Source organism: Pseudomonas uvaldensis (assembly GCF_021271205.1).
GTDB classification, from domain to species: domain Bacteria; phylum Pseudomonadota; class Gammaproteobacteria; order Pseudomonadales; family Pseudomonadaceae; genus Aquipseudomonas; species Aquipseudomonas uvaldensis.
In genome coordinates, this window is record NZ_JAIWKS010000002.1 from 45209 (window position 1) to 65423 (window position 20215).

Annotated in this window: 17 protein-coding genes; 4 read left to right on the forward strand and 13 right to left on the reverse strand. The window is 61.7% G+C overall.

Going from position 1 to position 20215, the window contains the following annotated elements:
* Window positions 1-37: 37 nt before the first annotated feature.
* Window positions 38-1657: a methyl-accepting chemotaxis protein gene (locus LCU97_RS03810; protein ID WP_232775602.1), complete on the forward strand. Its 1620-nt coding sequence runs from the start codon at window positions 38-40 to the stop codon at window positions 1655-1657.
* Window positions 1658-1830: 173 nt separating this feature from the next.
* Here the strand turns inward: LCU97_RS03810 and LCU97_RS03815 are convergent, their stop codons facing one another.
* From LCU97_RS03815 to LCU97_RS03830, 4 genes are read right to left on the reverse strand one after another with little or no spacing between them, the layout of a single operon-like run.
* On the reverse strand, window positions 1831-3192 hold the full coding sequence (locus tag LCU97_RS03815; RefSeq protein ID WP_232775603.1) for a 4Fe-4S binding protein: 1362 nt from the start codon (window positions 3190-3192) through the stop codon (window positions 1831-1833).
* Complete coding sequence (locus LCU97_RS03820; protein WP_053151403.1) at window positions 3180-4034, reverse strand: FTR1 family iron permease; 855 nt, start codon at window positions 4032-4034, stop codon at window positions 3180-3182. Before LCU97_RS03820 ends, LCU97_RS03815 begins: the two co-directional genes overlap by 13 nt.
* A gap of 22 nt (window positions 4035-4056) precedes the next feature.
* Entirely contained in the window at window positions 4057-4401 is a 345-nt protein-coding gene (locus LCU97_RS03825) for a cupredoxin domain-containing protein (protein WP_232775604.1), read from the reverse strand.
* A gap of 2 nt (window positions 4402-4403) precedes the next feature.
* The gene (locus LCU97_RS03830; protein WP_053151409.1) at window positions 4404-4934 is read right to left on the reverse strand and encodes an iron transporter; all 531 of its coding nucleotides are present in this window, start codon (window positions 4932-4934) and stop codon (window positions 4404-4406) included.
* A gap of 198 nt (window positions 4935-5132) precedes the next feature.
* On the opposite strand from LCU97_RS03830, the gene LCU97_RS03835 reads away from it, so the two are divergent.
* On the forward strand, window positions 5133-5360 hold the full coding sequence (locus LCU97_RS03835; RefSeq protein WP_232775605.1) for a DUF3079 domain-containing protein: 228 nt from the start codon (window positions 5133-5135) through the stop codon (window positions 5358-5360).
* Window positions 5361-5411: 51 nt separating this feature from the next.
* Here the strand turns inward: LCU97_RS03835 and LCU97_RS03840 are convergent, their stop codons facing one another.
* The 3 genes from LCU97_RS03840 to LCU97_RS03850 form a co-directional block, all read right to left on the reverse strand.
* Entirely contained in the window at window positions 5412-7151 is a 1740-nt protein-coding gene (locus LCU97_RS03840) for a dipeptidase (RefSeq protein WP_232775606.1), read from the reverse strand.
* A 244-nt stretch (window positions 7152-7395) separates the two neighbouring features.
* Window positions 7396-9396: a peptidase U32 family protein gene (locus tag LCU97_RS03845; protein WP_232775607.1), complete on the reverse strand. Its 2001-nt coding sequence runs from the start codon at window positions 9394-9396 to the stop codon at window positions 7396-7398.
* Between the two features lie 130 nt (window positions 9397-9526).
* On the reverse strand, window positions 9527-11095 hold the full coding sequence (locus LCU97_RS03850; RefSeq protein ID WP_232775608.1) for a sensor domain-containing diguanylate cyclase: 1569 nt from the start codon (window positions 11093-11095) through the stop codon (window positions 9527-9529).
* A gap of 95 nt (window positions 11096-11190) precedes the next feature.
* Between LCU97_RS03850 and LCU97_RS03855 the strand changes: the two genes are divergently transcribed.
* Window positions 11191-11679 (forward strand): metallophosphoesterase family protein, encoded by a 489-nt coding sequence (locus LCU97_RS03855; RefSeq protein ID WP_232775609.1) that lies wholly within the window; start codon window positions 11191-11193, stop codon window positions 11677-11679.
* Window positions 11680-11793: 114 nt separating this feature from the next.
* Here the strand turns inward: LCU97_RS03855 and LCU97_RS03860 are convergent, their stop codons facing one another.
* From LCU97_RS03860 to LCU97_RS03880, 5 genes are read right to left on the reverse strand one after another with little or no spacing between them, the layout of a single operon-like run.
* Window positions 11794-12738 carry a GNAT family N-acetyltransferase gene (locus tag LCU97_RS03860; RefSeq protein ID WP_232775610.1) on the reverse strand — a complete coding sequence of 315 codons (945 nt, stop codon included), beginning with the start codon at window positions 12736-12738 and terminating at the stop codon, window positions 11794-11796.
* Window positions 12735-14003, reverse strand: a complete 1269-nt coding sequence (locus tag LCU97_RS03865; RefSeq protein WP_232775611.1) for a phenylacetate--CoA ligase family protein — start codon at window positions 14001-14003, stop codon at window positions 12735-12737. Before LCU97_RS03865 ends, LCU97_RS03860 begins: the two co-directional genes overlap by 4 nt.
* Window positions 14004-14053: 50 nt before the next feature.
* A complete protein-coding gene (locus LCU97_RS03870; RefSeq protein WP_232775612.1) occupies window positions 14054-16465 on the reverse strand; it encodes an acyl-CoA reductase in 2412 nt (803 codons plus the stop codon).
* A 1-nt stretch (window position 16466) separates the two neighbouring features.
* Entirely contained in the window at window positions 16467-17594 is a 1128-nt protein-coding gene (locus LCU97_RS03875; RefSeq protein ID WP_232775613.1) for a LuxE/PaaK family acyltransferase, read from the reverse strand.
* 29 nt (window positions 17595-17623) lie between these two features.
* Window positions 17624-18859: an MFS transporter gene (locus LCU97_RS03880; RefSeq protein ID WP_232775614.1), complete on the reverse strand. Its 1236-nt coding sequence runs from the start codon at window positions 18857-18859 to the stop codon at window positions 17624-17626.
* Window positions 18860-19194: 335 nt separating this feature from the next.
* Between LCU97_RS03880 and LCU97_RS03885 the strand changes: the two genes are divergently transcribed.
* A complete protein-coding gene (locus LCU97_RS03885) occupies window positions 19195-19383 on the forward strand; it encodes a hypothetical protein (RefSeq protein WP_053151440.1) in 189 nt (62 codons plus the stop codon).
* Between the two features lie 160 nt (window positions 19384-19543).
* Here LCU97_RS03885 and LCU97_RS03890 read toward each other — a convergent pair whose 3' ends face one another.
* Entirely contained in the window at window positions 19544-19927 is a 384-nt protein-coding gene (locus LCU97_RS03890) for a fe2+ zn2+ uptake regulation protein (protein WP_053151443.1), read from the reverse strand.
* Window positions 19928-20215 lie beyond the last annotated feature (288 nt).

A 20215-nucleotide genomic window follows, 5' to 3' on the forward strand; every position in this document is an offset into this window, starting at 1 on the left:
GCCGGATCGGCAGGTAGTTGAACAGGGAGCATTTGATATGACCAGACTCACCACTGCCCAACGTATCGTGATCGGCTTTGCCATCGCACCCTTGGCATTGATCGCCCTGGCGTTGTACGCCTTGCACGACCTGGCGGCGCTGCGCGATCAGGCCGAGCAGATCGTTCGCCAGGACTGGCCGAAGATCGACCCGATCATGGTGATCGCCACGGGGGTGCGCGATAACGCCAGGAACACCCGTGACCTGTTGATCGACAAGAACAACGCCCAGGTCCAGCAATCCATCGACACCACCCGACAACGCATCACCCAGGCCTTCGCCACGCTGGAGCCGCTGCTGTTCCAGCCCGAGGGCAAGGCGGCCTATGCCGAACTGAAGAAGCGTCGAGAGGCCTACGTGGCCGCGTTCGTCCAGGTGCAGGCGTTGATCCGCCAGGGGGCGACGGATGAGGCAATGACGCAGCTGCGGCAAGGCGTGATCCCGGCGGAGCGTGAGGTATACAAAAGCCTCGAAGGGCTGATGGCGATGCAGGGCAGGTTGTTTGCCGAGCGCGAACGCCTGGCCCAGGAACGCTACAACGATGCGCGGCGCAACATGCTGGCGCTGGTGTTGGCGTGCTTGGCCCTGGTGAGCACGGTCGCGATCCTGGTGACTCGCAGCGTGACCCGTCCCTTGGGCGGCGAGCCCGACGACGCGGCGCGGGTTCTCAACCACATCGCCCAGGGTGACCTGACCATCCGCGTGCCGGTGAGTGGCGGCGCCAACGACAGCGTGATGAGCAACATGCACGACATGCAGCAGAGCCTCAATACCATGGTCCGCCACATCGCGGCATCGGTGGACCGGGTGGCCAGTTCATCCGAAGAACTGAGCGCCGTGAGTAGCCAGACCAACAGCACCTTGCAACTGCAGGGCATGGAGATCGAGCAGGCCGCGGCGGCGGTCAACCAGATGACCGCCGCGGTGGATGAAGTGGCGCGCAACGCCGTGAGCACCAGCGAGGCATCGCGCGTTTCCGAGCAGACTGCCCAGCGTGGCCGTGAGCAGGTCCAGCAGACGGTCGCTTCCATCTTCGCGTTGGCCGATGGCGTGACGGACACGTCGGCGCGCATTCAGCAACTGGCCGGACGGGTCGAGGACATCAGTTCGGTGCTGGACGTTATTCGCAGCATCGCCGAGCAGACCAACCTCCTGGCCTTGAACGCGGCTATCGAAGCAGCCCGCGCCGGCGATGCCGGGCGTGGCTTTGCGGTGGTGGCCGACGAAGTCCGGGCACTGGCCCATCGTACCCAGGATTCTACCCGGGAAATCGAGGACATGATCGGCAACATCCGTCAGGACAGCGGCCATGCCGTGACCGCCATGCAAAGCAACAGCGAACGGGTGCAGACCACTTTGCAAGTGGCCCAGCGCTCGGGCGATGCCCTGGATGAAATCGCCCGTTCGATCTCGCAGATCAACGAACGCAACCTGATGATCGCCAGCGCCACGGAACAACAAGCCTTGGTGGCCCGGGAGGTGGATCGCAACCTGGTGGGCATCCGCAACCTGTCCGAACAGGTGCTGCTGGGGGCCCGGCATACCGACACGGCCGGCCAGGACCTGGCGCAGATGGCCGGCTCGCTGCATGAGACGGTGGCGCGGTTCAAGGTGTAGCCGGATGCTTGATGGGTGGGATCTGTGGGATCTGTGGGAGCAAGGCTTGCCCGCGATGAAGATTATGCGGTCCCTGACAGATCGAGGTGTCGGCATCGCGGGCAAGCCTTGCTCCCACAGATATTCACCCTGACACTCACTCCTTCAGGAAAGGGTGTTGGGGCGGGGATCGATCACCACCCCCAGAACTGCAGCCACCAACCATATCCCACTAGGCCGCAGGCCAGCGCCAGGCACGCCATGGCGAGTACCCTGCGAGTCGGCGCCGTCTGCTCCAGTCGCTTCCAGCCCAGCCACAGGCTCCAGCCTATGGCCGCGATCAACAACGCGGCCCGGGCGGGCTGTACCCAGTCGAGCAGCAGCCCTTCATAACGCAGCAGCTTCACCGTGGTGGCCGACAAACCGAGGAACAGCCCCGCACCGCCGAGGGGCGTCAGGGTGATAGCTAAGGGCCAATATTGTGCAGGGTCGCCCGAGATTCTGGCCGCCAGGCGCATCAGCAGCGTCAAAGAAGTGCCCAGCAGCAAGGCGCTCAGGCCCAGGTAGGCGAGGATGCACAAACCGTCGAGCCAACTGAAACTGTCGTTGGCCTGAGGATAGTGCGTCAATAGCCACCAGGGCGCGTCGTCCTGCAAGGGCCATAGCCAATCATGGGCCACCAGCCATTGGGCCAGTGCCTGCTTCAGGGCGATGAACCAGGGGCTGACGGTCCACTGGAAGGCGCCCATGGCCAGGCCGATGACGCCGAACAGCAACAAGCGGACGTCCCAGGACGACACACTGCTGCTGGTCGATTGAAGAATCTCCTGGTTGCTGGAACGGGCAATCAGGCGAACGGCATCGCGCTGGCCGCTGCAGCGACCACAGGCGTGGCAATCGGCGGCGCCGCGCAGACGGCGGATGTCCAACAGCGGCGCGCAGTTGGGGGGCGGAAGGCGAGGGCCGGCATTCGCCAGCCAGCGTTGTTCATCCACCTGGAAATGCACCGGCGCCAGACGGGCGAGCAGGGCGAAGACGCCGCTGACCGGGCACAAGTAACGACACCAGACCCGCTTGCCACGGGCGAATAGCAGGCCGACGATCACCGCCGCGATGGTCGACCCCCCCAGGATCAGCAACGCTGCCTGGGCATAATCGTAGACGCTGATGAGTTGGCCATAGATCGTGGTCAGGCAGAACGCCAGGGTCGGCCAACCGGCCCAGCGCAAGCCTTTTGGCATCCCCAGGCCCTTGCCATAGCGACTGGCCCATTCGCTCAGGGCCCCTTCGGGGCATAACACGCCGCACCAGAGTCGTCCGAACAACACGATCGACAACAACACGAACGGCCACCAGAGGCCCCAGAACAGAAACTGCGCCAGCAGGGTGAGGTTATCGACCATCCGTGCCTGGCTGTCCGGCAGCGGCAGCAGGGCGGGCACCACCAGCAACACGGCATAGAACAGCACCACCGCCCATTGCACGGCGCGAATGGTTGCGCCGTGGCGCCGCATGCCGTCGCCCAGGCGCTGGAGCCAGTTATTCAGGTGGGGCATGGCAGGTGTTCCGCCTTGCGCGGGCGTAGCCAGCCAATGACGGCCAGCCAGTAGCCGATCCACACGAGCAGTGTCAGCGCGCTGGGACTCGCCCGATACCCGGCAAAATCAGCCAGGAAACCGCCGAACCCGTGGCCGTCATCCAGGATCGCGCTGCTGTCCCACAGGGCGTCACCGATGCTGCGATACACCGTCTCGGGCCAATCCATCGCGAGCAGTTGCCCGCCGATCCGCTCGATGCCGCTGACCAGCAGCGCCGCGCCGAGCAGCAAGAGGATCGTTTCGCTGATGGCAAAAAAACGCGGCCATGAGATGAACCGGCGACTGCCGTGCAGCACGGAGACGGTCAGCAAGGCCATTGCCAGTCCAGCCACAGCGCCAATGGCGAACAGGCCCAACGAGGTCCCCTGCAGGCGGGCACCGGCGCCATACAGGAAAACCACGGTTTCACTGCCTTCGCGGCTGACGGCCAGCAGCGCCAGGAGCAACAGCCCCAGGCCCCCCTGGCGGTCCAGGCGATGGCTGGCATCGCGTGTCAGGTCTTGTTTGAGGGTGCGTGCGTTGCGGTGCATCCAGCCCACCATCTGCACGATCAGCAGGCTTGCGATCATCGCCAGCGAGGCCTGGAACCATTCGTTGGCCGAGCCGCTCATGGCTTCGCCCGCCAGCAGGATCAGACCAGCCAGCACCGCCGACAGGAGCAGGCCCGACACCGCGCCGCCCCATACGTAGCGGGACAGTTGCCGGCCCTGTGGCTGGCGGCTGACCCAGGCCTGGAGAATCCCGATCACCAACAACGCCTCGACGCTTTCGCGCCAGACAATAAACATCGATTGGGTCATGCAAACGCCTCCTGCTGGCCGCTTACCGGGCCAGGATGCCGCCCTCGGGCAGTTGCGGATTGAATTCGTCGAAGAACGGGTACTGACCCGGACGCAACGGGTGGATCACGACGAAGGTGGTGACGCCGGGGGACAGCACCTTTTCCACCCGCAAGGGTGTGCTTTCGAACTCCGCCGGGCCCTGGCCGATGTTTTTCAAGACGATCTTGAAGCGTTGGCCCGCCGGCACTTCCAGCAACGGGGGGCTGAAATGTCCGTCACGTATGCTCAGCTCATAGGTCGGCAGTTCGGCCTGGGCCACCGAAGGCAACGCCAGGCCAGCCAGCATCAACCAGGCCAGGGGCCGTGCGCCGATTGCACGTCCCATCCTCAATACCCGCCTTTTTTGCCAATCCCGGCGTAGACGAATTCGTAGTGCAGCTCACAGCGTTCGAACCACGGCGCCACGCCGGTTTCCTTGTCGGTATGACGGCCCAGGGATGCATGGCCGCCGGGGGGCAGGAGGGTGAACGTCAATTGGTATTTGCCGGGACCGAGCAGTTTCACGTTGTCGCCGTAGTGCGGTCCGTCGTTGGCAACCATGGCGTGGAAATCCCCCTTGATCGGGGTGTCGTTGCCCTGTTTCTTCAATTGGAACGACACGTTGAGGTAGGGCACGAAGCTGCCTTCCTGAAAGCCCTGCCGGTTGTCCGCCGTGGCGCGGATGTCGGCTTCCAGGTGAACATCCGAATCGGCGGTAGGGCGCATCATGCCGGCGGGGGCCATTTCAATCGGTTGCAGGTACACCGCTGCGACTTCGAGGCCGGGACACATTTGCGGTTCGCCAATGGGGTATTCCTTGGCCTGGGCCAACGGTGCAAGAGCGAGCAGGGCGAGGGACAGGGGAGCGAGCGTGCGCATGATGACTTCCTGGGCAACGTTAGAGTTGGCCGGAGTCTAGGGAGCTTCGCTGCGAATAATAATGATTATTGTCAATTTTCAGCGTGATTCTGGCGAGGTAGAGGATGGTTTTCCCACCGGGGGTTCTTGATCGAAATCAAGGGCGATTCCGACCGGGCGCGATAGGGTGCGGATACACCCATTGTCAGCGGGGTTCCCATGGCCAAGCCCTTTCCCCTGAGTCCCAAACACCCGGAGCGTATCTGCTGGGGCTGTGACCGATACTGCGCGTCGAGCGCCCTGGCCTGCGGCAACGGCGCCGATCGGACGATGCATCCGGCCGAGATGATCGGCGAGGATTGGTACCTGCATGGGGATTGGGGGCTGGAGCTGATCGATGTCACCGCAAAGGTGATCGATCCAAGCGCCAATCAGGTGAAGGAATAGGATAAGCCCGTGGCGAGGAGACACACTCGCCACGGTGAACCGGACAGTCTTCTACAACTTCGGCAACTGCCCGACCCGTCCCATCATCTCGGTCACGATCTGCAAGTCCAGCATGAACTGCTCGACTGTCTTGAACTCGTTATCGTTGTGACCGGTGTACTTCACGTCAGGCATGGCCAGGCCGAATTGCACGCCATTGGGCAAGTCGTGGACCGACGTGGCGCCCGCAGACGTGCCGAATTTGTGTTCCATGCCCAGGTTCTCGGTAGCCACGGCCAGTAGCGCCTTGACCCATTCACCCTCGGGATTGCGGTACATCGGCTCGTCGATGGAGTAATCGAACGCCACGGTTACGTGGGACTTCTTGCTCCAGGCCGCCAGTTTGTCGGCTATTTCTGCCTTGAGTTTTTCCGTGGGCTTGCCCACCGGCACCCGCAGGTTCACCGCAAGCTTGAAGACCTTATCGTCCATCCCGACGTAGGTCAGCGAGGCGGTCAGCGGACCCATGAAGGTGTCGGAAAAACCGATCCCGAGCGTGTTGCCCAGGTAGTCCAGACCCCAGTTCTCGGCGGCGTAGCGGGCGGCGTCGGTGATGTGGTTGTGCTTGAGCGCCACTTTGCCGTCGAGGCCGTTGATGAAGTCTAGCATCCGGGCGACCGGATTCACGCCTGATTCGGGCTCGGAGGAATGGGCGGAAACGCCGGTGAAGGTCAACTGGACGTCCTTGCCGATAACTTTGGAGGCCACCTCGAAGTTGCCACCGTTGCGTTTGGCATAGTCGGTACCGGCCTTGAGCAGCTCGGCAGCCAGTTCGGCAGGCTTGTCACCGGCAAAGGTGGCTACCGAGGTCGACGGAATCTGGTTGGTGGCCAGCCCCCCCGTCAATCCGGTGATTTCGGCACCCTTGCCCTGTGCGGTACGCCGGGCGAAGTTGGCCATGACCGTGCCGTAGCCCTTTTCGGCGATCACCACGGGGTAGCCGCCGTCCAGCGCCAGGTTGTAGTCGGGCGTCGGGTTGCGTTCGAAGTAGTAAGGGATAGCGTCACCGCTGGTTTCCTCGGTGGTATCGACCAGCAGCTTGAAATTTCTCGCCAAGGGCAGCTTTTCTTCCTTGATGATTTTCATCGCATAGAGCGCTACGACGATGCCGTTCTTGTCGTCCTCGGTACCCCGGCCATACATGCGGTCGCCCACGAGAGTGACCTTGAACGGGTCGAGGCGGGTGCCGTCTTTCAAAACCCAGTTTTCCGGTGTCACCGGTACCACGTCGGCATGGGCGTGAATGCCCACGACTTCGCTGCCGCTGCCTTCGAGGGAAATTTCATAGACGCGGTTGTCGACGTTGCGAAAGTTCAGGTTGAAGGATTGGGCCAGGCCCTTGATCTTGTCGGCGATCTTTAGGAACTCCGGGTTCTCGTGCTGGGCGACGCCATCTTTGCGGAAGGTCGGGATGGCAACCAGTTCGCGCAGGGTTTCAGTGGCCGCCGCGCCATACTTCACCCGTGCATAAAGGCCGAGCAGACGATGGATTTCGTTCTGCTGTTCAGCCGAAAGGGGCTTGTTGTCGAGGAAGGCGTCGATGGCCGGGCCCAGCTTGGCGCTCTTGGCCACATCGCTCTTGGCCACGCGTCCCAGGAATTGCCTGAAATCCGTAACTGATGTGTCGGCGAAGGATTTGACGAGGGTTGCGTTCTGTTGCGCGGTGATGTTGGCGAACGCTGGCGTAGTGATCGAGGTGAGGCTGGACAGCATCAGGGTGGCCACGGCCAGGTGCTTGAGGGAAAAGTCCATTGCAGGAGGCATTCCTTTGCGGAGGATTGGAGTAAGTGTCTGTTCAAAGAAACAAACACTTACAACCTAGCACCCTCGGGAAGTCCGCACAAAGGCAAATGTTGAGTGAAGGGTCAAGTTCCAACAGGCGCCCCGGAACCCTGTGGGAGCGGGCTTGCTCGCAAAGAGGCCACGCCAGTCGACATCTTCATAGACTGGACGACCGCTTTCGCGAGCAAGCCCGCTCCCACAAGAGCAGGCCCGGTCAATGCGGCGCGCGGGGAATGGTCTTGAGCAGGTCTTCGGGGCTGATGTAGCCGACCACCGGCTCTGTGGTGCTGCCCGGCAGCGGCAGGTCAAGGATGTGACCCTTGATCTTGCCGATCACATGCATTTCGCACGGCTTGCAATCGAACTTCAAGGTGAGCACTTCGTCCCCCTGAATCAGTTGCATCGGGGCAACCTTGGTGCGCACGCCGGTGACACCCTTGGCCTGTTTGGGGCAGAGATTGAACGAGAAGCGCAGGCAGTGCTTGGTGATCATCACCGGTACTTCGCCGGTTTCCTCGTGGGCCTCGAATGCCGCGTCGATCAGTTCCACGCCATGGCGGTGGTAGAAGTCGCGGGCCTTCTGGTTGTAGACGTTGGCGAGGAACGACAGATGCGACTCCGGGTACACAGGCGGTGGGTTGGTCTCGGCTTTACGGCCGCCGCGGGGGTGAGCTTTGATGCGGGCAGCGGTCAGGGCTTCGATGACTTCGCGACGCAGAGTCTTGAGCTGTGAGTTCGGAATGAAGAACGCTTGGGGCGCGTCCAGTTCGATGTCGGTGGCGTGGTATTCGGTGGTACCCAACTGGCCGAGCAGGTCGTGCAACTGGTCCAGTGCCTGTTCCGGCTTGTTCGCCAGGCCGAATGGCCCTTCGAGGGTGACGCTGGCGCTGATACCTTCCTCGCTGGTGGCGGTCAGTTCCAGACGCTCCTGACGCAGGCGAGCGATCCAGGCCAGGCCCACCCGACGCTCGGCGGAGGTCTTGAGCAGCGCTTGCTGCCAGTTGTGGTCCAGGTTGCGGCTCAAGGGGTGGTTGGGGCGCAACTTGTACATCCCGGCCGGCATTTCGTTGGGCTCGACACGGTAGCGGTAGCGCTTCTGGCCGTCCTCCTCGAATTCGCCCTTGGGTTCGGCGATGTTCGCCCGGAAACCCACGACTTCGCGCTTGACCAGCACATTGAGGCCATCGCCGTTGGACAACGGGTCGACCGTCACCACTTGCAGGTCGCGCTTGCCGACCTTTTCCACCACACCCACCGGCACGCCGGTAAAGGTCGGTGAGTCAAAGGCGCCGATATCGATCTTGCGTTCGCTGACGAAGTAGTCGGTGCTGCCGCGATGGAAGGTCTTGTCCGGGTCGGGTACGAAGAAGTGGGCGGTACGGCCGCTGGATGCCCGGGCCAGGTCGGGGCGGTCTTCGAGCACATCGTCCAGGCGCTGACGGTAGTAGGCAGTGATGTTTTTCACATAGCCCACGTCCTTGTAACGTCCTTCAATCTTGAAGGAGCGCACGCCGGCCTCCACCAGGGCGCGGATGTTGGCGCTCTGGTTGTTGTCCTTCATCGACAACAGGTGCTTTTCGTAGGCAACCACCCGGCCCTGGTCATCCTTGAGGGTGTAGGGCAGGCGACAGGCCTGGGAGCAGTCGCCACGGTTGGCGCTGCGGCCGTTCTGGGCGTGGGAGATGTTGCACTGTCCGGAGAACGCCACGCACAGTGCGCCATGGATGAAGAACTCGATGGCGGCGTCGGTTTCGTCGGCGATGGCGCGGATTTCCTGCAAGTTCAGCTCACGGGCCAGGACCAGTTGCGAGAAACCGGCCTGGTCGAGGAATTTCGCCCGTGCCAGGGTACGGATGTCGGTCTGGGTACTGGCATGCAGCTCGATCGGCGGGATGTCCAGCTCCATCACCCCCAGGTCCTGGACGATCAGCGCGTCGACGCCGGCATCGTACAGCTGATGGATCAGTTGACGGGCCGGCTCCAGCTCGTTGTCATGCAGGATGGTGTTGAGGGTAGTGAACACCCGGGCGTGGTAACGATGGGCGAACTCCACCAGCCGGGCAATATCGCCCACCTCGTTGCAGGCGTTGTGACGGGCGCCGAAACTCGGGCCACCGATGTACACGGCGTCGGCGCCATGCAGGATGGCCTCGCGGGCGATGGTCACGTCGCGGGCAGGGCTGAGCAATTCCAGGTGATGTTTGGGCAAGGACATGTATTTTTCTGATCAGGCTGGTCACGGTCGAAGCGCGCATTGTAGCCGCCAGACGCCTGCCCGGCACCTGTGGACTTGGATTTACATGCGCCGGACCGATGCACGGCGGTTCGCAAGGTCGTCCCGCAGGTCAGCGTGGCGATGCGTCGGCACTGCACCAGCGGTTTCGCCCGGTGTTCTTGGCCAGGTACAAAAAGGCGTCGGCGGCCTTGATCAGCATCGCGGGCGTCACGTCCTCGGTGGCTGGCCGGCAACTGGTGATGCCCGCGCTGGCGGTGACGATTCCCAACGGATGGTCGCCGTGTTCGATGTTCAGTGCCCGGATGGATTCCAGTATTGTCTGGGCGACCTTGGCGGCACCCACGCTGTCGGTATTGGGGAGCAGGACGGTGAACTCTTCGCCGCCATACCTGACGGCCAGATCGCCCGGACGCTTGACCGCTTGCTGGATCGCACCGGCAATCGCCCGCAGGCAGTCATCGCCAGCGGCGTGCCCGTACTTGTCGTTGAAGCGCTTGAAATAATCGACATCCAGCATGATCAGCGCCAGCGACGAAGCCTGGCGCCGGGCCAGTCGCAGTTCATCGGCCAGGGTGATGTCCAGTTTCCGGCGGTTATACAGTCCGGTCAGGCTGTCGGTCAGCGCCATGGCCCGCATGGTCTGATGCGCTTCGAGAATCTGCTTTTCCATGGCCATCCGGTAGCGCAACTGGCTCAATACGATGAGGCCGAAGCTGACCAGCGCCAGGATCAGGAAGACCAGCACGAAGCCGGTCTTGAACAAGTCACGGCGCCAGGGTGCGATGATGGATTCGCGGGACAGGCCGGCTTCCACCACCAATGGATAGGTCGTGAGGGCGCGGTAGCCATACAGGCGTTCGGTGTCGTCAATGACGGCGCGGGCTTCTGCGATACCCTGGTTCGAGTTCGGCAGGAAGTTCTTGAAAATCACGCTGTTGACCAGGCTCTTGCCCACCACCGAGGCAACGAAGGGGCGTCTGACCAAGATGGTGCCACTGCGTGTGGCAAGGACCAGCGCGCCTTTGTCGTCGATCTTGAAATCGCCGTAATAATCCACGAAATAGCTGACCTTGACCGTACCGAGCAGCACACCGGCAAATGAGCCGTCGGGATTGTTCAGACGACGGGAAATGGGAATGATCAGGTCGTTGGTGGATCGGCTCCTGATCACCTCGCCGATTCGGACATTTCGGTCCTGGTGGGTACGGTGATACTGGAAATAATCGCGGTCTGCGTTGTTCGCAGTCTCGGGGGTCACTTCCTTGTCGGTGACCAGCCACTGCCCGTCGGGACCGTAGATAAACAGTCCATGCAGTTGCGGCATGATGGCGGATTGCTGCACCAGCAGCTTATGAATGCGCGGGATGTCCATGTTCTGGAGCCCGTCGCCTTCCACGCGCTCGCTGAGAGCAGCGGTCACCACATCCACCTGTCGGATGGTGTCTTCGGCGTGCTGGGCCGTCGCTCGCGCCAGGTTCGTCACCGAGTCGCGCGCGGACGCGAAAGCAGCACGGTAATCACGCCACGTTCGCCAGCCTTCAATACTGATGAACGTCAGAACCACCACCAACATGAAGCTGACCGTGAGCCGCAATGCGGCGCCAGCCCTCACGACTTGAGGGGAAAAGGCCTTGTCGGCGCTTTCCGTTATTGGCTCCGACTGTTTGCTTCCGAGCATTACGCTTCCTTTAGCGACTATTCTGCGTCTTATGCGGTACGCAGCCTACCTTATCCGAAAACCATGCGTTAGTTGACTATGAAGAGGAAGCCACCGTGAAAGTAGGTGTCATTTCCGATACCCATGGCTTGCTCCGGCCTGAAGCCCTCGCAGCGTTGGAGGGCTGTGAGCAGATCATTCACGCTGGGGACATCGGTAGCCCGGATATTCTGGAACGGCTGGCCGCCATCGCGGCGCTGCGGGTTGTGCGCGGCAACAACGATCTGGCCGCCGGCTGGGCAGGGCAGCTTGCGGACTGTTTGCAGTTCGACCTGTGCGGATGGCAGGTCTTGCTGGTCCATGACATCGCCGATGTCCCGGTATCGCTCGACCCGGGCGTGAGGGTGGTCATTACGGGCCACTCCCACAAACCGGGCGTCGAATGGCGTGGCGAAAGGCTCTATCTCAACCCCGGCAGTGCCGGTCGCCGGCGTTTCAAACTACCGGTGACGCTGGCCCTGCTTGAGGTAAGGGCCGACGGAATCGAGCCGAGGATTGTCCATTTGCTGGAAAGTCCACCCGATGGTGTTATCGGCTCAGCTTGAACCTGGCTGCGATCACCGACCTTGCGAGGGAAGCCGTCGGTCGCAAAAAATGCAGCTGATCGGCGGTGATCTTGCGAAGATTCGAAGGTATTTGCGCTAAAGCAGCTTCACTCATCAGGCTGCCGAGCTTGCCAGTGCGTCCCTCCAGTTTTCAGTATGGGCTTGCAATTCGTCGTGCAGCCGTTGCATCGAGGACGAGTGCAGTTTCAGCGGTCGGGCAAGCGCTCCACGGTGAAACTGCGCCTGCCAGCCGACTTCGCTCCCGGCGGGCATCACGCCGGTGAAGACGAACCCGGCGGCCATCAGGCGACGATAATCGTCGGTAAACTGGCGACGAAGTCCGAGTCGTACCGAGATGGACCAATGGGCGGGCAGGCGTTGCAGTTGTCTGGCCAGGGGACGACTTATCTGACCGGCTCCGACGTCGACGCGCCCGGGCAGTTGCCTGAGCTGGAGCGGTTGCATGGACGTCGGGATATCGTCATCGGTGACGCCAAATCGCGACGCAATCGGAACCATGAGCCATTGGCATGCCTTGGGCCATTGGATAGCGGGTAATGGCCGGTGATGGCTACCGATCATCTGGCAGCCCACCACAATGGTTTCGGTCAGGGCAATGTCGAACGGCGAAGGCACATGATCGGGCATCAGGCCGGTGTCCTGGAAACCGAGTCGTCGTGCCAAACGCTGGCTATAGGGATGGCTGGTGACTTGTTTGATCGACAGCCTGACGAGCCCCAGAGCCTCACAAAGGTCCAGCAGTTGCCGGCCCAGGCGCATCGCTATCTGGTTGCCTTGCAGGGCGGGGTCCACTGCCATCAAGGCCAGCTCTGCATCACCATGGTTGGCTGAAGGCAGGCACAACGCGGCGTGGCCAACCACACGATCATCCACCATGGCAACCATGGAGTGCCAATGTCGGTGCTGGTTGTGTTGGCAGATCATGTGCGGTACGTAGACATCCGGCGAAACGTAGTGGTCGCCATATACCCGGCGGAACAATTCACTTGTTCCAACGGCATCCGCGGGTGTGAACGGCCGGATAACCGGGGCGATCATCGCGCAAGCCCCGCCGGGCCATAGAGGCGCCGGTCGACAATCGGCAGATGCTTGCCCGAGCGTGGATGGCGCTCCAGCTCCAGGGCACTGCATTCCTGGACCTCCAGGCCAAGACGTTCTATGCCCGGGTATTGGCGGGACAACGTGGCTTTCAGTTCAAGAGAAAGCGACCCGTGCGCCTTTCGAGGAGCCGTTGAAACCCATTTGAATACCAGGCGATCTTTGTTTTCGACGTGCTCGAGAATCAGTTGCCATTGAAGGTCACCGGCAACGTGTCGGATGATCTCGCTGATCTGTTGCGGGAACAGCGAAATCACCCCCACCCGCACGCGCTGGCTCTGCGCGCTGCGGCCTTGCAGGGCGAATTTGCGCCACGGCGTGCCGACCGGCTCGCGCCAACAGGCCCGGTCCCCGACCGGATACCGTACGATGGGCATCAGCCTGCGGCTGAGGTTGCTGACCACCAGGTTACCGGGCCGATCGCAGGCCTCGATAACCTCGCCGCTCAGCTCGTCGATGATCTCCACGCGCGTCTGTTCATCGAAAACCCGGTGTTCGCCAGCATCGCAGTCCGGGGTGCTGGCTCCCACCAGGCCGGCGTCCACGCTGGCATAACCGATCGATGTGAAGCGTGCCTGTGGAAAGGCGCGCTGCAGCAGGGGTCGTTGACTCTCGAACAAGTGTTCTCCACCAAACAGTATCGTGGTAATGCCGGGCAGCGTTCGCCCCTGTTGCTCCAGGTGGCTGGCAATGGCCAGCAGATGCGCAGGAACCCCAGCCAGCACATTGATATGGTGCGCGATGACCGCGTCCGCCAGCGTGTCGGGATCGACCGAGCCCGTGAATGGAAACTCGGTAATGGGGACCTCAGCGCGGCGAAGGGCACCATGAATGAACAGGAAACTGGCATACAGGTCGCCCGAAAAAAACAGATTGGCAATGCGGTCGCCTGCACTCAATTGGGTGGACAGGCCACGACCGAAGCAGTCGACCATCTGGTGCCATTCATCCTGGGTGTAGACCGACAGCTTTCCCTGGCCTGTCGTGCCACCGGTTTTAAAGATCAATGCGTCCTGTAGGGGGGCGGTCAGTACTTCCCATGCGTCAAGGTCATGGCTGTCGGCCCAGAATTGGTTGACGTCGGTCATGGGCAAGTCCTGCAAGGCGTATCCTTGCGCTGGCAAATGCCTCCAGTGCCTCTGGTAATACCTTGAGTGCAGCCGGACATGACCGAGCCATTGTTCGATTGTTGAAGAAGTACTCATCAGGATTTTCTCTGGCTATGAAGTCCGCTGGACGGTTTGCGACGGAACAATCAGCCGGCTCTTCTGGAATCGATCACCAGCGGGACTTTGCCGCTGTGTTTGTTATGTTCGAAGCGTTCGGCCGGACAGGATTGGACGTCCAGGACCAACAAGGCTCCCTCGACCGATGTGAAGACGGATTTGAGACTCAACACTGCGCGCCGGACTGTTTCGACATCGCCGTCGGCGCGAATCGACAGGCGTTCACAGCCGCTGCGGTCATGGTCGAGGACGATTTGAATAGCCACTTGTGCACGTTCGGTCAGCTCGCGGGTATTGATGAATTCCGTGCCGATGCGTATCAGGCGTCCGTGGCGTTCGCGCAGCTCGAACCGGGGCGACTCCAGGCCACAGGGGCAGGGCGGCGTTACCCAGCGGCCGCAATCGCCGACTTCGTAGCGGCGAAGGGGTTGGGCCTGGCGCAGGCGGGAAGTAAAGAGCAGGCGCCCGGTTTCCCCGGGACTGACCGGCCTGTCCTGGTCCAGATCGACAATCTCCAGGTGTTGGATGTCGGTCATCAGATGGAATACGCCATCGTCACTGGCAGTGCAGGCATGGCCGAGGGGGCCTGCGTCCACCGTACCGTAGATTGCCGAGCGGATATGGCTGACCCCACACTCCCGGAGCAGTTGCCGGCTGCCTTTCCCCAGGTGTTCGCCACCCAGTAACACCTTGTGAACGCCCGCATAGTCTTTGAGCAGTGACTGCTGGCTCGAAAACAGGCGCTGGATTGTACTGGGCATGCCCACCAGGGTGTTGATGCCTTGGCTGACGATCAGCCTTGCGATTTCTTCGAAGTCATCGCCCGAGGGAGCCCCCATCGGGTAGTGCACGACGTTCATCTGCTCCAGTATTTTCGAGAAGCTGAAGAAGCCGCCGTAGAGGCTGCCCCCATAGAACAGGTTCATCACCCTATCCCGCGCCGGGTCGAGGCCGGCTGCACGCACTCCATCGGCGGCGGCACGCATGTGGCGATCGAAATCCCGATGGCTGTAGGGCGACAACACCGGATCACCGCTGCTGCCACCGGAGCGGAAAAAAAGCTGTGCCTGTGCTGGGGTGGCCAGCGCCAGGAAGGCGGCTTTGTCCATGATCGGCGTCGAGAGAGGTATCCGCATGGGGGCAGGCTGGGTATCCAGGGTGACGCGCAGGCTTGCGACATCCGCTGCAAGACCGATCGACACCCGACGGCTCAACCGTTGCAACGCATAGACCCCATCGTGAGGCTCGCCGTCATAGCCTTGCTGGATGTCGGCGGTTGTCGAGACACGGGTCACGCCAGCGGCTATCAGGCTATGTGCCAACCCTGGCACCCGTTCCGCTTCGCAGATCAGTGCGCAGCTTTGCAGGACGTTGCGCCACGGCTGCAGGGTTTCGATCAGCGAATCCTGGGGGACGGGCCGCAGCAGCAGCGTGCGGAACAGCGGCGACGGCGATAGGTCGCGGTGATGTTCCCAGAGAATGCGCCAGCCGCTACCGACCCAGACCTGGCCGGTCTGCCCCGCGAAGCTCTGGTCCAGTCGGGCCAGGGCGGTCCGGGTAGTGATCTCGCAGGCTTCGGCGGTGCTGGCGGTCAGCGCCGGCCACTGGCCTGCCCGTCGTTCGAACGCAGCGGCCAGTGCATTGCCCAGTGCCTGCAGCGCAGCGGGCTCGTCATGATCTACCAGGAGCCATTGGGGACTGGAGCAGGCTTGCTGATCGAGACGACAGACTTCATCCACCAGCGCATCCAGCGCCTGTGGCGTGGCGGCGCGAGGCGTGACATAGGCGAAGCTGATGCGGTGGCCCCAATCGATCCAGCGGCAGCCGCTCGGGATCTGCTCGCGCAGTGCCTTGAGCGCCGTTTCGCCGCCCCAGGCGCTGACGCCTTGGGCCAACGCGAAAAGCTGTCCGCTTTCATGGTGAGGCACGGGTAGAACCGCGAGGTGACCGCCAAGCCGGCCACTGCGGTCGCAATCGAGAAAGGCCTTCAGTGTCCGGGCCGTCAGGTCTCCATCCCGTGTGCTGGGCCGCAGCCAGTTGATATTCCCCGCCAACAGGCTTTCCAGGGCGGCGCAGAACGCCAGCAGCGGTGCGTTGCCCGGTGTGACATGCACCACCAGGCCCAGGGGTTGCCAGCTTTCGAAGGGACCGTCGCTGTAGTCGATTCGTCTGATCGAGCGAGGCTCCGCACCCAGTTCTCGCGTCAATTTGAGACTCAGATGCTCTCTCGTACAGAAGGCGATCAATGCCTGACGCTGGTCCTCGTCAAGGAAGCAATCCTGCCCCGCCGAGCGCAATGCCTGGGTGAACGCGTCGGCGCAGTCGAGGACGCTGTCGATGGAGGGGGGCTCGGCCAGCAGGGCGGGCAATTGCGCCTGCAAGCGTTCGAGGACCGGGTCGAGGAGCAGGCTCTCGTGCAGTTGGCCATTGATGAGATACATGTCAGTTTTCCTTGATCAATTCGGCGGCAGCCATGGCGCAGCTTCTGCTGGCGCTGGTGCCGGCACGGCCGTGGAGTTCGAACCACTGGGTGCTGGAGCCACACTCGCAGTCGGCGCCATGCAGGGTCGCGAGGTCGCTCATCACCACGGCGTGGGCGGGGCTGGAGGAGATGTAAGGTGAAACGAAGGACAGAAGACCGGCCTCGCCGAGGGGCTGGACACTGAAGTCCGATGGATGCCGCACAAAGACTTTCGAATAGACCGGCACATGAAAGCGGTGGTGTTCGCATTCGACATAAGGCACTGCATGCTCGACGGCACCGTAGCCGTCACGGCATCGATGGGGAGCAATCCCCAACTGCCGGGTGATGCGCTCGTAGACCTGATGGCGGGGAATCTCCTGGGCGGCCTGCTTTTTCCAGCCGCCTCCCAGGAATACCAGGGAGCCAGGCGCGAGCTCCAGGTCCGCAAGGCCTGTTTCGCGCATGCGTTCGAGTACGTGCCAAAGCAAGGCCGGGAAGCCGATGATCCTGACCGGCAAGCCCTGCCCGGCGAACGCTTGCAAGGCGCGGATAACGCCGAACACATCGAATTCGTGCCCTGTCCCGGTACGCCGCAAGGCATAGGCAACGCGATTGACCGGGGCAAAGCGACACAGGAACTGATCGGTGTACGCCGTTCCCAGTCGATTGTCCGGTTCGGGTTCATGCCCAAGCAGCAGATAGTTACAGGGCGTATCCGGGGTGGACCAGCCGTAATGCTCGAAGATCCGCGCCACCATGCCCTGGGCCGCAGCCATGCTGCGTTCGTCGTAGCGCATGCGGCTTTTCTGCCCACTGGTGCCGGACGACGTAAGTTCCAGGGCATCTGCGGCGGTTGGGCTGAGCAGCAGTCGCTGTTTGAAGTAGTTGGCATAGATAGGTGGCAGCCGCGACCAGTCTGTCATGTGCTCCAGGTCTGCGGCGTCAAGATCATTGGCGTTGAGCCAGGCTTCATAGCCTGGGGTATGGTGGCAATGAAACAGGCTTAGCTCCGCCATGGCACGATCGAACAGTCCGGAAGGTACCGAGTCGGGATCGTAGGGGTGGGGCAGTGCGCATAGCGCATCGGCGTGGGGAAAATGAATCATCTGGGCAAGGTTCCTCAGGGACGAGAACTTCAAACGTGGGCCGGCGGTTGCGACAGGAACAGGCGCAATGCCACAAGACAGCTGAGCCCGGCGATGCCGGCCATCAGGGCAAAGGACTCCAGGCTGGCCCCGGCGCCCAGCAGAGCCAGCAGCGAACCTGTCGCGCTCATCACCGCAATGGAAATCATCCCGACCATGGCCGAGACCAGTCCTTTGCTGTCGGGGCTGGCGAACAGCGCCAATCGATACAGCGCCGCATTGCCCATGCCGAGTCCAAGGGCATACAGCGACAGACCGCAGACCAGTATCGGCAGCGCAAGATCGAACCGACTGGCAATGACCAGTGCGATCAGGCCGGCGCACAAGGGCCAGAGGCTATAGCGGAGCACCCCGTGGACACCGGCCCGTTCCACCAGCCCGTTGAGCAGGAGGTTGCCAAGGATCACCGCGGCGAAGACCGGCATCTGCCACAGCCCGTACATGAGCGGTGAAAGGTCCTGGCCCTGGATCAACAACTGGGGCGACAGTCCTATCCAGGCGATCAGCGGCAGACTCATCAGGCCGAGCGCTACGCTGGCGGCCATGAATCCTGCGTGCCCCAGTAATGCGCCATAACGCTTGAGCAGGGAGCGCAATTCGAAGGGTTCGAGGGGCAGTGGTTTTCCGTCCGTCTGCCCGGTCCCCGCGTTTTGCGGCATGAACCACCACAGGGCCAGCCAGCTCACCGCCCCGAGGCCCGCGAGCAATAGAAACAGTTCGCGCCAAGACAACCATTGCAATAGCACCCCACCGAGCAACGGCCCCAGCAGGGGAGAAAGGAGCGCGAGGTTACCCAGCAGCGCCATGACTCTCACGGCGTCCGATTCGCTGAACATTTCCTGTATGGCGGGATAGCTGACGGCAATCACGAAGCCCAGGCCCATGCCCTGGATCAGGCGCAGGGCATTGAATCCGAGCATGTGGCTGACCTGCGTGATTGCCGCGCAAGCCAGCGCAAAGCCGGCGCAGCCGGCGAGCATGAACAGCCGGCGCCCATAGTGATCCGATAACGGGCCGATCAGCCACGGCAACACGACGCCGCCCAACAGGTAAAGGTTGAACGCATAGGGAATTTGATCCGCGGCGGCACCCAGTTCCTCGGTGACACCAGGCATGGCGGGCATGACCAGGTCGCTGGCCAAATAGGTCAGCAGTTCAAAAAGCGCGATAGCCAGGCAAAAACCTGTCAATCGATGTGACGAGAAGGTTGTCAGCGAGTTTTGCATGGTTCCCAACGTTATTTTCCATAAGGAGGTAGGTGCCTCTTTTCGAGAATACGTGGGGGAGTTTCAGGGTCGAAATAAGCCCTGGCCTCAGTTTGCGAAGGAAACCGGACCCAAGGTCGTACGAACAACGCTCGTAAATGGCGGACGTGTCGCCGCGACGAAGGGAATTAATCCGATAGCTGGTAGAAAGGCCGTATTGAACCGACCGAATATCCTGGTTGCGCACAGGTGCGCCTTCGGCTGTACCATGGGGCCCCGCCTGTGCCTCTTGTTCCCGCCATCGGGAATGCATCGGGCAAGCAGTCGGATACAACGGATACATTCAGGAACTGGCAATGACCCATTCGCAACGTTTGAAATACTCGATTCTGATCGTCCTCGTCGTCCTTGCAATCATGCTGGGCCTGTCCTGGATGCAGAACAAAGGCATGATCAGCGAACAGCTGTTTCAGTACATCGCCATTGCCGTGGCGGTCGTCGTGGTGGTGGTCAATGGTGTGATGCGTCGAAAGGTCAAGCCTTAGGCTCTGTACGAAAAGCCTTGATACTCGTTCATGCTGCGTTGAAAACAGCCTCGCAATGCTCATGTACTCCAGTACACTGCGCTTGCTCGGCTGTTTTCGCCTTGCCTGACCTTCGTCTCAAGACCTTTCGTACAGAGCCTAGGCGTTGTACGAAGCACTGTCATTCCCCGGCCTCGAGCACGGCGATTGCCCTGGCATGCAAGCTGTAGCTCTTGTCGGGGTTCAGCGTCAGCACACCCTCGCTGCACAGTCGCTTCAAGACTTCGCGCACGCTGAGAAAGGACAATGGAATGTCCAGTCCCGCCAGTTGACTGTGGATGCCTCGCACACCCAGGCCCCGGTTCTGCGCGGCTGCGGTGAGTAACGTATCGATGACCTTGAGGCGAATCAGGCTGGTCCTGAGCCCGAAACTCTTGAGCAAACGCTTGATGTGCTCATTGTTGCCTCGTTCCGCTGGCCTGGCGAACACGCGCTGGGCAGCTGTCATCGGGACGCCGGTCGGCCCTGGTTTTTTACCCTCCATGGGTAGTTGCGTGTCATGCATGCAAAACTCCTTACCAGCCTGATCAGAAAAGGTCACAAACGCTCTCCTGTATAGGACGAACGAAGGCGATCAATCATGAAGCCCTGGATGTGAAAAAAAACCGGGATGCCGGCAAAGCCCCGTGTTCCAGCGACCGCGAGGCTATTAATTTTTTTTCATCCGGTTCGTTTCCAGGGGAGGCGCATTCCCGGTCGTGCACGGTGAATGCGGATGGCTAGGCCGGATCCGATGTTTTTCCCCGTTGTCATATCGGGAGAGCGGTCCTGGTTCTTGCAGTTTTTTCGATCA

What these genes read in the sequence shown, in the direction of transcription:
- LCU97_RS03810 (WP_232775602.1), top strand. Translation starts at nt 38, where the DNA reads ATGACCAGACTCACCACTGCCCAACGTATCGTGATCGGCTTTGCCATC.
- LCU97_RS03815 (WP_232775603.1), bottom strand. Translation starts at nt 3,192, where the DNA reads ATGCCCCACCTGAATAACTGGCTCCAGCGCCTGGGCGACGGCATGCGG.
- LCU97_RS03820 (WP_053151403.1), bottom strand. Translation starts at nt 4,034, where the DNA reads ATGACCCAATCGATGTTTATTGTCTGGCGCGAAAGCGTCGAGGCGTTG.
- LCU97_RS03825 (WP_232775604.1), bottom strand. Translation starts at nt 4,401, where the DNA reads ATGGGACGTGCAATCGGCGCACGGCCCCTGGCCTGGTTGATGCTGGCT.
- LCU97_RS03830 (WP_053151409.1), bottom strand. Translation starts at nt 4,934, where the DNA reads ATGCGCACGCTCGCTCCCCTGTCCCTCGCCCTGCTCGCTCTTGCACCG.
- LCU97_RS03835 (WP_232775605.1), top strand. Translation starts at nt 5,133, where the DNA reads ATGGCCAAGCCCTTTCCCCTGAGTCCCAAACACCCGGAGCGTATCTGC.
- LCU97_RS03840 (WP_232775606.1), bottom strand. Translation starts at nt 7,151, where the DNA reads ATGGACTTTTCCCTCAAGCACCTGGCCGTGGCCACCCTGATGCTGTCC.
- LCU97_RS03845 (WP_232775607.1), bottom strand. Translation starts at nt 9,396, where the DNA reads ATGTCCTTGCCCAAACATCACCTGGAATTGCTCAGCCCTGCCCGCGAC.
- LCU97_RS03850 (WP_232775608.1), bottom strand. Translation starts at nt 11,095, where the DNA reads ATGCTCGGAAGCAAACAGTCGGAGCCAATAACGGAAAGCGCCGACAAG.
- LCU97_RS03860 (WP_232775610.1), bottom strand. Translation starts at nt 12,738, where the DNA reads ATGATCGCCCCGGTTATCCGGCCGTTCACACCCGCGGATGCCGTTGGA.
- LCU97_RS03865 (WP_232775611.1), bottom strand. Translation starts at nt 14,003, where the DNA reads ATGAGTACTTCTTCAACAATCGAACAATGGCTCGGTCATGTCCGGCTG.
- LCU97_RS03870 (WP_232775612.1), bottom strand. Translation starts at nt 16,465, where the DNA reads ATGTATCTCATCAATGGCCAACTGCACGAGAGCCTGCTCCTCGACCCG.
- LCU97_RS03875 (WP_232775613.1), bottom strand. Translation starts at nt 17,594, where the DNA reads ATGATTCATTTTCCCCACGCCGATGCGCTATGCGCACTGCCCCACCCC.
- LCU97_RS03880 (WP_232775614.1), bottom strand. Translation starts at nt 18,859, where the DNA reads ATGCAAAACTCGCTGACAACCTTCTCGTCACATCGATTGACAGGTTTT.
- LCU97_RS03885 (WP_053151440.1), top strand. Translation starts at nt 19,195, where the DNA reads ATGACCCATTCGCAACGTTTGAAATACTCGATTCTGATCGTCCTCGTC.
- LCU97_RS03890 (WP_053151443.1), bottom strand. Translation starts at nt 19,927, where the DNA reads ATGCATGACACGCAACTACCCATGGAGGGTAAAAAACCAGGGCCGACC.